The sequence below is a fragment of the Cupriavidus alkaliphilus genome, assembly GCF_900094595.1.
Lineage (GTDB): Bacteria > Pseudomonadota > Gammaproteobacteria > Burkholderiales > Burkholderiaceae > Cupriavidus > Cupriavidus alkaliphilus.
Genome location: NZ_FMAD01000015.1, coordinates 1 through 11,912 on the forward strand (window position 1 = coordinate 1; position 11,912 = coordinate 11,912).

The window sequence follows — 11,912 nt, forward strand, 5'->3', positions numbered from 1 at the left end:
TCGAGTCGCCGCCGAGTTCGAAGAAGTTGTCGGCGCGACCGACGCGCGGCAGGCCAAGGACTTCGGACCAGATCGCGGCGAGCGCGGTTTCGGCGTCGCCCTCGGGCGCAACGAAGTCGTGCGCACTGTCGAAAGCCGGCGCGGGCAGCGCGCGGCGGTCGAGCTTGCCGTTGGGGGTCAGCGGCAGGGTGTCGAGCACGACGAACGCGGACGGCACCATGTAGTCGGGCAGTTCGGCGGCCAGCGCGGTGCGCAGCGTGGCACCATCGACCGGCGTCCCCGCAGCGGGCACCACATACGCCACCAGCCGCGCACCCGACGGTCCCTCGGCGGCGATCACCGCCGCATTGCCAACATCGGGCTGCGCCAGGATGCGCGCCTCGATCTCGCCCGGTTCGATGCGGAAGCCGCGGATCTTCAGTTGCTGGTCGATGCGCCCCAGGTATTCGAGCTGACCGTCAGGCAGCCAGCGCGCCAGGTCGCCGGTGCGGTAGAGCCGCGCGCCATCGCCGGCGAACGGATCCGGCACGAAGCGCTCGGCGGTAAGCCCTGGACGATTCAGGTAGCCGCGCGCCAGCCCGGCGCCCGCAATGTAGAGTTCACCGGCCACGCCGGGTGCGACCGGGTTCAGCCCCGGATCCAGCACCCGCACGCCCAGGTCCGGAATGCGTTCGCCGATCGGGCTGCGCGCGCGGCTGGACGGGTCCAGGTCGGCGCGCGTGATCGGGCGGTAGGTCACATGCACCGTGGTTTCGGTGATGCCATACATATTGACCAGCCGCGGCGAAGCATCGCCGAAGTGGTCGATCCAGGGCCGCAGCGCCTGCGGATCGAGCGCCTCGCCGCCGAAGATCACATGGCGCAACGCCAGCGGCGCGCCGTACAGCTCGGGCTGGGCCAGCAGCGCGCGGAAAGCCGACGGGGTCTGGTTCAGCACGGTGACGCGTTCGCGCTGCAGCAGCGCGATGAATTCCTGCGGCGCGCGGCTGACGTGGAACGGCACGATCACCAGTTGCCCGCCATGGCACAGCGCGCCAAAGATCTCCCAGACCGAGAAATCGAACGCATACGAATGGAACAGCGTCCAGACGTCCGCGGGGCCGAAGCCAAACCAGTGCTGCGTCGCCGCCAACAGGCGCGACAGGTTGCCGTGCTGCAGCTGGGCGCCCTTGGGCCGGCCGGTGGAGCCGGAGGTGTAGATCACGTAGGCGAGGTGCTCGGGACGGACCTCGACCGTGGGCGCATGGTCGGGCCAGCCGCCGCCGTCCTGTGCGTCGAGCACCAGCACCGGCAGCCCATCACGCTGCGGCAGCAATCCGCGCAGCGCGGGCTGGGTCAGCAAGGCGGCAATGCCGCTGTCCTCAAACAGGTAGGCCAGGCGCTCGGCGGGGTAGGCCGGGTCGAACGGCACGTAGGCGCCGCCGGCCTTCAGGATCGCCAGCAAGCCGACGACCATCTCCGGCGAACGCTCCATGGCAATGCCGACGCGCACTTCCGGGCGGACGCCGAGCGCGATCAGCCGGTGCGCCAGCCGGTTGGCGCGGCGCTCCAGTTCGCCGTAGGTCAGCGTGGTATCGCCATGGCGCAGGGCAATGGCGTGCGGCTGTTGTTCGGCATGACGCTGGATGCGGCGATGGGCGGGCTCGGCGGCAACGTGCCGCGCCGGCTGGCCGGCAGCGTGCTGGTGCGCCAGCGTGGCGGCGTCGTCGCCGCCGAGCAGGGGCGTGGCCGCCAGCGGCAGTTCGGGGTGGTGCAGCAGCCCGCCCAGCTGGGCCAGGTAGTGGCGCAGCATGCGCTGCGCCGTGGCGGCATCGAACAGCGCACAGTCGTACTCCAGGCTCAGGGCAAGGCTGTCGCCACGGTCCTCGGCGTCGAGGATCAGGTCGAACTTGGCGCCGGTCTGGCGCGCTTCCACGGCCTGCACCTGCAGCCCCGGCAGCGCCAGCGCGGCGGGTGCCGTTGCCGTGCGCAGGTTGAACATGACCTGGAACAGCGGGCTGCGGCCGGCGTCGCGCGGCACCTGCATGCCGTCGAGCAGCACTTCGAACGGCAGCTCGGCGTGGCTGAGCGCCCCCAGCGCGTCAGCGCGCAGCTGCTCGCACAGCGCGCGGCCGGTGCTGCCGGGTGCGGTGCGCGAGCGGTAGACATGGGTGTTGGCAAAGAATCCGACCACATCGTCCAGGCCGTCGCCGTCCCGCCCCGCGTGGGGCACGCCGACCGCGAAATCGTCCTGCCCGGCATAGCGGCTGAGCAGCGCCTGCCACGCGGCGAGCAGCGCCACGAACGGCGTGCAGCGCTGCGATGCGCAGAAGCGGCGCAATGCGCCGAGCCGTGGCAGGTCCAGCGCCGCATCGATGCGCCGGGCAACGCGCGTGGCCGCGTTACCGTAAGGGCGGTCGGTGGGCAACTGCAGGGCCGGCACGTGATTGCCCAGCTGGCGCTGCCACCATGCGCGCTGCGCGTCCAGGTCGCCGCTGGCCAGGCGCTCGCGCTGGCGGCTGGCATGGACGGCGAAGGTCGTGGCAGGCGCCGGCAGCGCGATCTCGCCGTCGTCCGCGAGCGCCTGCGCATAGGCCGTGCCCAGGTCGCGCGCGATCACCGCGTTGGAAACCGCATCGGAAACGATATGGTGCAGCGACAGCAGCAGCACGTGGTCGTCGTGGCCACGCGTGAGCAGCGTGGCGCGCAGCAGCGGCGCGTGCCCGAGGTCGAACGGCCGCGCGGCCTCGGCGTCGAGGCACGCCTGCAGCGCATCCGGTCCGGCGGGGAGCGTTGCTTCGGCCAGCGCAAAGGACGGTGCGGACTCGACCACCTGCCGGGGCAGGCTGCCGGGCGCGGCGTCGTCCGCGACGAAACGGGTGCGCAGCGCGGGATGGCGGGCGATCACGGCGCGCAGCGCGGCCTGCAGCGCACGGCGCTCGAGCGCGCCGCGCAGCACGAAGGCGCGGGTCTGGTTGTAGGCCGTGCTGCCGGGCTCGTATTGCAGCAGGAACCAGAGGCGCTGCTGCGAGAAGGACAGCGGCGCCGCGGCGGGGGCGGGGCTGGCCGGCGTGGCCGCCGGCTCCGCGTCCTGCTCCAGCAGCAGCGCCAGCAGCGCTGCCTGCCGGGCAGGGGTCGGGGATTGCGTCATGGATGCGTTCCAGGGAAAAGACGTTATGCGGTGGCGCTGGCCGTGGCGGAGGCCCGCAGCGCTGCGCGCGCTTCGGGCGACATGGCCGCCAGCTGGCGCTGCAGGCCGGCCAGTGTTTCCAGGCCGTCGGAGTCGGGGCTGGCGCGTCGCAGCGCCCCCGCCAGCGCGGCCGCGTCGGGCGCGTCGAAGACCATGGCCGGGGCGATTTCCAGCTTCAGCAGCTTGCGGATGCGTGCCACCAGCTTGATCACCAGCAGCGAATGGCCCCCGGCCTCGAACAGGTCCTGGTCAACCGCCAGGCCGGGCGCACCGAGCAGGTCGCGCAGATGGTCCAGCAGCAGCGCTTCCAGTTCGCTTGCCGGTTCGCGCGCGGAGGCGGCAGGCGCCGGGCTTGCCGCTGCTGCCTGCGCCAGCGCGCGGCGGTCCACCTTGCCGTTCGGCAGCCGGGGCAGCGTCGGCACGGCGAACCACAGTGCGGGGACCATCGCTTCGGGCAGGCGCTCGGCCAGCGCGTGGCGCAGGGCATTGCGCAGGGCGGCGGCGTCCGTGGCCGTGGCATCGTCGGGGACGATCCACGTGGCGAGCTGGGGCACGCCACCGGCCGGAGCGGCCAGCATGACCACCGCCTGCCGTACGCCGGGCAGCGCCGCCAGCGCCTGCTCAACCTCGCCGCATTCGATACGGAAGCCGCGCACCTTGACCTGATGGTCGGCGCGCCCGACCAGCTCGATGCCGCCGCGCGGCAGGTAGCGGGCAAGGTCGCCGCTGCGGTACAGGCGCTGGCCCGGACGTTCCGGGTGCGCGACGAAAGCCGTCCCGGACACATCGCCGCCCAGATAGCCTGCGCATAATTGCGCGCCGCCGAGATAGAGTTCGCCGGTTTCGCCCACGGCGGCCAGGTGGCCCGTGGCGGTGCGCACGTAGGCCTCGCAGTTGGCCAGCACCTGCGTCAGCGGCAGCGGCGCGTGCACTGCGCCCGCCGCGTCCGCCGCGCGGCCGGCATCGTGGACCAGGATGCCCACCGTGGTTTCGGTCGGCCCGTAGTGGTTGCACAGGCGGGCCTGCGGCATGCGCGCGCGCAGCCGCTGCAGCAGCGCCGCGGATGCGGCTTCGCCGCCCAGCACGATGGTGGCATGCGGCGGCAGCGGCAGCGGTGCGGTGTCGCCTTCGAGCAAGGCATCCAGGTGCGAGGGCACGATCTTCAGGCAATCGACATGCTCGCGCGCCAGGAAGGCGGTGAAGGCGGCGGCGTGCTGCATGTCGGCCTCGTCGGCGACGCACAGGCAGGCGCCATGCCACAGCGCGCCGAACAGGGTGGTGTTGCCCAGGTCGGCGGCGACGGTGGAGGTCAGCCCGAAACGCTGGCAGCGGTCGAGGCGCAGCGCTTGCCCGGAGGCCGCCGCGTAGTTCAGCAACTGGCCATGGTCAATGGCGACGCCCTTGGGCGTGCCGGTCGAGCCAGAGGTGTAGAGCACGTAGGCGGGCTGCGCGGCCTCCACCACCGGCAGCGCCTTGGCATTGCCCGCGTCGCTGTCCGCCGCCAGCAGCGCGGCGATCTCGGCATGCGGGAGCGGCCCGGCGCAAGGCGCATGGGCCGCGTCGGTCAGCACCAGCGTGGCACCGGCGTCGGCCAGGATCTGCGCGCGCCGCTGCGGCGGCCACGCCGGATCGAGCGGCAGGTACGGCGCACCGGCATGCATCACCGCCAGCAATGCCACCACCAGCTCGCCCGAGCGCGGCAGCAGCAGGCCGACCGGCCGGCCCGGGCGCAAGCCTAGAGCGGGCAGCTGCCGCGCCACTGCGTCCACGGCGCGAGCGAGACCGGCGTAGTCCAGCTGCAGGCCCGGGGCCGACAAGGCCGGCGCATGCGGGCGCTCGCTGGCCCAGTGGGCCAGCCGTTGCGGCAGCATCTGCGCGCCGACATGCAGCGCCGGCGCATGCATGGCGTCGGCGCGCGCGCGCTCGGCGGCGGTAGCCAGCGGCAATGCGCCGACGGCGGTGTCCGGAGTTGCGCGCAGCGTGTGCAACAGCGCGCGGTACTGGTCAAGCAGGCACGCCATCGCATCCGAGCCATGGACGCTGTCGGCATGGTGCAATACCAGCTGGCGCGGCATGCCATCTTCCAGGTGGACCTGCAACGCCAGCGCCAGGCCTGGCAGCAGCGCCCGCGGTGCGTCGGCGCGCCAATGCAGCTCGCCATGCCGCCATTGCAGGCTGGAAGGGCCGCTGCAGCAGAAGCCGACCTGCGCAGGCGCGCCCGCGCCGGCGTCCGCCGGGCAATGCTCGCGCCAGTCGAGGTGCTGCTGCAACTGCGCGCCGAAGGCGGCAAGCCAGTCGGCAAACGGCGCAGCCATGTCCGGCTGCACCGCGACCGGCAGCAGCGCTTCATAACGGCCCACCGCGCCGGCCAGTTCGTCGAAGTCATCGCGGCAGTCGTGCTGCCAGCCGGCGCAGAACGCCGCGGCCGGATCGAGACGCGCCAGCAGCAGCCACCACGCCGCCTGCAGCACGTGCGCCAGCGGCTGGCCCAGCGCGGCAGCCCATTCGGCCACCGCAACGGCTTCGGTCGCGGAAAGCCCGACACACCGCGCGGCCAGCGGTTCGCCTGCATGGCCTGGGCGTTGCCAGGGCAGCCTCGGTGCATCGAGGCCGGCCAGCCGTTCGCGCACGGCTTGCCAATAGCCCGCGCCGGCTTCGGTGTTGTCCTGCGCCAGCCCGTCGGTCCAGTCGAGGTAGTCCGCATAGGGCAGCGGCGCTTCGCCACTAAGGGCGGTTTCGTCGGCGTAGGCCTGGACCAGTTCGCGCAGCAGCGTCACCAGGCTGGTGCCGTCGGCCGCAAGCGGGTGGGCGGTCAGCGTCAGCTGTGCGCGGTTGTCGCCGAGCACCTGCAGTGCAGCCTGCAGGGCTGTTGCGGGCGTGCCCTGGTCCGGGCCCGCCGACGACCATGCCGGCGCTGCACCGGCGAAGTGCTGGCGCAAGCCGCGCAGGCCCTCGACCCGGCCGAACACCAGGCCAGTGGCTGGATGGCGTGCGGCGACCCGGCACAGCGCTTTGTGCAGGCGCTGGGGGTCCAGCAGCCCCTCGATGGTTGCCGACAGCGTAACCGGCGCGGCTGCGTGCGCTGACAGCGCGCGCTGTTCGCGCCCGAGCGCGCGGGCGTGCCGCGCGAAATCCTGGGTGTTGGCGTCCATCGGTTCAGCCCTCCAGCGCGGTGTCGGTCGCCACCGTGGCGTCCTGCGCGTCGGTGCGTGCCGCCAGCGGCGGCAGGTCCTTGCGCTCGAACATGTCGCCCATCGCCACCACGATCTTGCGCGGGCCCTGGTAGGGGTCGCGCGCATGGGCGGCCAGCATGTTGTCCAGCATCACCACGTCGCCCTGGCGCCAGGCAAAGCGCACGGCGCAGGCTTCATACAGCTCGCCGATCAGGGCCATGACGTCGTCACCGATCGGGCTGCCGTCGCCGAAGGTCACCTGGCGCGGCATCCGCTGCGGGCCGACGATGTCCAGCAGGTCGCGCCGCACCTCCGGGTCCAGGCAGGCGGTGTGGTGCAGCTGGACCTGGTTGAAGAAGCTGCGTTCGCCGGTGACCGGGTGCGCGATCACCGCCGGGCAGTGCTCGCGCGTCTGCAGTGTGTCGGCGTCCAGCCAGGAAAAGTCGGTGCCGGAGGCGCGCAGCCGCGCTTCGACCTCGTCGCTCGAATCGGTCTTGAAGAAGTCGCGCCAGCTCACGTCGAGCTTGTCGTTGAAGGTGCGCACATAGCGCAGCCCCTTGCGCTCGAAGCGTTCGGCCAGTTCGCGCGGCAGCCGGCGGTACATCTCGCGGCAATCGACGATGGGCGTGGCGCCGCCGACTGGCGACGGCAGCTCGCAGAAGAACCATTGCTTGCGCGGCCAGCGCGGCAGGTGCGCGCTTTCGTTGTGGAACAGGATCATTTCGCGCTCGGGGTACGGCGTGGAACGGTAGGTGTTGCGGCCGCCTTCCTTCTTCGGCAGGTCGCCGTAGGCGCCGTACAGGCCGGGCTCGATCGATTCGGCGAACTGCTCGAATTCCTGCGGCGTGCGCAGGCCGAAGCCGCGCAGCAGGATGCCGCCGTGGCGGCACAGCGTGGCCTCGATCTGCTCGCGGTGCGCCAGCGCCCATGCCACCGGATCGAGATCGGGCGAGGCGGGCTCCATCACGATCGGGAAGGTCTGGCCAGGTGCCAGGAACGAGGTCCGCACCAGCGGTGCGGCGGGCGCGGCAGGAGTTGCCTCGGCGGCGCGCCGGGGCAGGCTGGCGAGCTTGCCGAGTTTGTCGAGCTTGCTGGGACGAGGCGCGGTGGCAGTCATGGCGGGCAGTTCTGGAGCGGATTCGCAAAGGCCGGCCGGCACCTGGAAGCCGGCCAGTGGAGCGTCGGGGGCGGCCAGCGCCTGCGCCAGCACGGCACCGTAGGCATCGGCGAGGCGTTGCATGGCGGCGCGCGGGAACAGCGCGGTGGCATAGACCCATTCGGCGCGCAGGCCGTCCTCGCACGGTTCGAGAAACACGGCCAGGTCGAACTTGGCCGCGTGCACCGGCGTGGGCAGGCGCGCGGCGTGCAGGCCGTCGAAGCCGCGCGCCTGGCCGGGGGTGTTCTGCAGCACGAACAGCACCTGCACCAGCGGATGCCAGGCGCGCTCGCGCGGCACGCCGGCGGCTTCGACGATGCGCTCGAACGGCAGGGACTGGTGGTCGAACGCGGCCAGCGTGCGCGTGCGCACCTGCGCCAGCAGTTCGGCAAAGCGCAGCCCGCCGTGGCATTGCGCGCGCAGCGGCAGCACGTTGACGAAGAAGCCGACCAGTTCCTCCAGCTCGCGGCGCGGGCGGCCGGCCACATCGATGCCGACGAGCTGGTCTTCGGCGCCGCTGATCCGGTGCAGCAAGGCGTGGAAGGCGGCCAGCAGCACCATGTAGCGCGAGGCGCCATGGGCCTGCGCCAGCGCGTCGGCGTGCGCCAGCAGCGCGGCGGGCAGGGTGGTGCAGCATGCGGCACCGTCGCTCGATGCCACCGGCGGGCGCCGGTTGGGCGTGGGCAGGGTCGGCAGCTTCGGCGCGTCCCGCAGCGCGGTGCGCCAGTAGTCGGCCTCGGCCTGCCGTTGGCCGGTGTCGGCGCCGCGCTGGTGCGCCGCGTAGTCGGCGTACTGGATCGGCAGCGGCTCCCAGGCGACCCCGACGCCGGCCCGTGCCGCGTTGTAGGCGGCGGCAAGCGTATCGAGCAGGATGGCGACGGACCAGCCATCGCCAACGATATGGTGGAGCGTGAGCAGCAGCGCGTGGTCGTCGGCGGCCATCCGCACCAGGCGCGCGCGCAGCAATGGCGCCTGCGCCAGGTTGAACGGGTCGCGTGCCTGGCCTTCGGCCAGTTCCTGCAGCGCGGCATCGCGTTGGCCCGGGCTCAGCGCCGAAAGGTCGCTGAGGGGCAGGTCGAGCACCAGTTCGGCTTCGATGTGGGCGTACGGCGCGCCCTGCGCATCGGCGGGATAGCCGGTGCGCAGGATCTCGTGGCGCGCGACCAGCGCGTTCAGGGCGGCGTGCAGCGCCGCAGTGTCCAGTGTGCCGGTGAGGCGCAGGCCGCCGGCCATGTTATAGGTCCAGCGGTCGCCTTCGGCGGCGATGCGGTCGGTGAGCCAGAGGCGCTGCTGCGCCGGCGCCAGCGGCATTTGCGGCAGGCGTGGCACGGGGGCAAGCGGCGCTTCGGCGGCATCGCCTTGCAGCTGGTCGAGCGCGGCGGCGCAGGCTTGCAGCGTGGGATGCTCGAACAGCAGGCGCATCGGCACCGCGGCGCCATATTGCTCGCGCAGCCGCGCCACCAGCCGCGCCGCGCTCAGCGAGTTGCCGCCGCTGGCAAAGAAATGCGCATCGCGGCCGGCCGGCGCGGTGCCCAGCAATTGCTGCCACAGCGCGGCCAGCGCGAGTTCGGTTGCGCCGCGCGGGGCATCGGCTGGCGCGGAGGCCGGGTCGGCGGCAGCGGTGCCGCCGCGCGCAAAGCTGCCGTGCGCCCAGACCGCGCACGCGTCCAGGCTGTCGTCCAGCCAGCCGGCGCGGCACGCGCTGCGCTGCAGCTTGCCGCTGGTGGTCTTGGGCAGGCCGCCGGGATTGAGCAGCAGCGCGACCGCCAGCGGTTCGCCGCAGGCGTTGCCGACCGCCTGCGCCAGCGCCTGCACCAGGGCCACGTGGCCGACGCGCTTCTGCTCCGGACGGGAGATTTCCACGGCGATGCCGATGCCCTCGCCGTCGGGGCCTTCAGCCGCAAACGCTGCCACCCGACCGCGGCGCGCGGCGGGCACCTGCTCCTCGACCGCGCGCTCGATGTCCTGCGGATAGAGATTCTGGCCGCGCACGATGATCAGGTCCTTGCGGCGCCCGGCGATATAGAGCTGCCCGCCATGCCGCAGGCCGAGGTCGCCGGTGCGCAGCCAGCGGTCTGCGCCGGCATCGCCGCCATAGGCCGCGGCACTGGCTTCGGCATTGCGCCAGTAGCCGCCGCACAGGCTGGGCCCGGCGATCTCGATCTCGCCGATCTGACCGTCCGGCAGCGCTTGCCCGTCGGCACCGGCGATGCGGATGGCATGGCCCGCGCGCGGGAAGCCGCATCCGACCAGTTCCATGCCGTCCTGCGCCGGCTCCGCGTTGCCGCGCGCCAGCGCGGCCGCATCGAAGCGCGTGCTGACCATGCCGGCGCCGCGTTCGGAGCCCGTGGCGAACAGGGTGGCCTCGGCCAGGCCGTAGCACGGATACAGCGCCTGCTGGCGGAAGCCGGCCGCGGCAAAGCGCTCGACAAAGGCGCGCAGGGTGTCGGCCCGCACCGGCTCGGCGCCGGAGTAGGCCACCGCCCAGCTCGACAGGTCGAGCCCGGCCAGATGGCTGTCGCGCACGCGTTCGACGCACAGCCGGAAGGCAAAGTCCGGGCCGCCGGACAGCGTGCCGCGATGCTGGCTGATCGCCTGCAGCCAGCGCACCGGGCGCTCCAGGAAGAACTGCGGCGACATCAGCACCACCGGAATGCCGCTGTGGATGGGCTGCAGCAGCCCGCCGATCAGGCCCATGTCGTGATAGAGCGGCAGCCAGCTGACCATCACGTCGCCGGGCCCCACGCGCATGCCTTCGGCAATCGCCACCTCGTTCGCCATGACGTTGCCATGGCTGACCATGACGCCCTTCGGCGAGGCCGTGGAGCCCGAGGTGTACTGCAGGAAGGCCAGCGTCTCGGCACGGACGGGGTAGGGCTGCCAGGCTTGCGCCGCGGCGGGCAGCGTGGCATCGGCAGCTACCACCGCCGCGCCGGGCGCAATCTCGGCCAGCGACTCGGCGTGGTCGCGGGCCTGCGCGCCGGTGGTCAGCACCAGCGCCGGCTCGGCGTCGGCGGCAATCGCGCGCAGCCGCGCCACCTGCGCGGAGCGCACCGCGCCCGGCTCGAACGCGGGCACCGCGACCAGCCCGGCGTACAGGCAGGCGAAGAACGCGGTGACATAGTCGATGCCGCTGTCCATCAGCAAGAGCGCACGCGCGCCCGGCTCGGCCTGCGCGGCCAGGTGCGCCGCCAGCGCCCGCACGCGCGTGTCCAGCGCGGCGTAGCTGTAGCGGGTTTCGCCGGCGGCGTCGACGATGACCAGCGCCGTGTCGGCGCCGCGCTGCGCGGCCAGAAGGCTGAGATGGGCCACCAGCGTGGCCGGTAGATTCGGATCGGACTGCATGCTTGGATCGGCTCTTCGGGAAGACGGTTGGCGTTGGGTCCTGCGTGGCGGGGCGGGTCAGGCGGGCAATAGCGGGGCGGATGTCGCGGGCAGGGTTGACCCCGTGCCGGCGGCGGGCGCTGCGTCCAGGCAGGCAATGAGCCGGCCGACCACCTCGGCCTGGCTGTCGTGCAGGAAGAAGTGGCCGCCGGCGAACCAGTCGAGGGTGTGCCCGGCGCGGGTCTCGATGGCCCAGGCGTGGAGGTCGGCCGGTGCAATCGGGTCGTCAAGGCCGGCAAACACATGCACGGGCAAGGGCAGGGGCGGCACTGCGCCGCACCGGAAGCTTTCACACACGCGATAGTCGGCGTCGAGCACATCGAGCGTCAGGCGCAGCAGCTCGGCATCGGCAAACACCGCCTCCGGTGTGCCGCCGTGCTTGCGCAGGTCGGCGCTCAGCGCGGCGTCGCCGCGCAGTGCCGCCAGCCGGCCCGGATCGCGCCGGGTCGGGGCGGCGCAGCCGGACACCACCAGCCGCTGCGGCAGCGCGTGGCCGCGCTCGCGCAGCAGGTGGCAGAGGCGCCAGGCCAGCAGCCCGCCCATGCTGTGGCCGAACAGGACGTACGGACCGGCGCGGCGCTCGAGCTGCCGGCACAGCACGTCGGCCATGTCAGCCGCGAGCGCCTCGAAATCGCGCAGCAGCGGCTGGTCGAGCCGCGCACCGCGGCCCGGCGGCTCCAGCGGGACCAGCTCGACCTGCGCCGGCAGCAGGCGCCGCCAGCGCAGGTACGCCGTGGCGCTGGCTCCCGCGTAAGGCAGGCAGTACAGCTGCAGGGGCGCCATGGTCAGGCGCCCGCCTGCGCTTGCGCCTCCATGAAGCGGCGCAGGCTGAGCGGACGCATGTCCACCCAGATGCGCTCGATATAGTCCAGGCAGGCCTGCCGGTTGCCGCTGAACCCCGCCTCGCGCCACCCGCCGGGCACGGCCTTGTAGTCCGGCCAGATCGAATACTGTTCTTCGTGGTTGACGAGGACCAGGAAAGTGGCGTCGTCGCGGTCGAAACTCATGGCGGGCTCCCGTTCAGTGCAAA

Annotated in this window: 5 protein-coding genes; all 5 read right to left on the reverse strand. The window is 72.6% G+C overall.

The annotated features are described in order from the left end of the window. Positions 1 to 3,130, reverse strand: a 3,130-nt coding sequence (locus GA0116996_RS24615) for an amino acid adenylation domain-containing protein (RefSeq protein WP_141693764.1), incomplete at its 3' end; no start/stop codon positions are given. 23 nt (positions 3,131 to 3,153) lie between these two features. Next, entirely contained in the window at positions 3,154 to 6,321 is a 3,168-nt protein-coding gene (locus GA0116996_RS24620; protein ID WP_092316807.1) for a non-ribosomal peptide synthetase, read from the reverse strand. A gap of 4 nt (positions 6,322 to 6,325) precedes the next feature. Further along, a complete protein-coding gene (locus GA0116996_RS24625; protein WP_092316809.1) occupies positions 6,326 to 10,843 on the reverse strand; it encodes a condensation domain-containing protein in 4,518 nt (1,505 codons plus the stop codon). Between the two features lie 57 nt (positions 10,844 to 10,900). Then, positions 10,901 to 11,665, reverse strand: coding sequence for a thioesterase II family protein (locus tag GA0116996_RS24630; protein ID WP_092316812.1), 765 nt, complete (start codon positions 11,663 to 11,665; stop codon positions 10,901 to 10,903). A gap of 2 nt (positions 11,666 to 11,667) precedes the next feature. Continuing rightward, entirely contained in the window at positions 11,668 to 11,889 is a 222-nt protein-coding gene (locus GA0116996_RS24635) for an MbtH family protein (RefSeq protein WP_092316815.1), read from the reverse strand. Positions 11,890 to 11,912: the final 23 nt, after the last annotated feature.

Excerpts from the sequence above, each read along its gene's own strand:
- GA0116996_RS24620 (WP_092316807.1), bottom strand. The coding sequence starts at position 6,321 with ATGGACGCCAACACCCAGGATTTCGCGCGGCACGCCCGCGCGCTCGGG.
- GA0116996_RS24625 (WP_092316809.1), bottom strand. The coding sequence starts at position 10,843 with ATGCAGTCCGATCCGAATCTACCGGCCACGCTGGTGGCCCATCTCAGC.
- GA0116996_RS24630 (WP_092316812.1), bottom strand. The coding sequence starts at position 11,665 with ATGGCGCCCCTGCAGCTGTACTGCCTGCCTTACGCGGGAGCCAGCGCC.
- GA0116996_RS24635 (WP_092316815.1), bottom strand. The coding sequence starts at position 11,889 with ATGAGTTTCGACCGCGACGACGCCACTTTCCTGGTCCTCGTCAACCAC.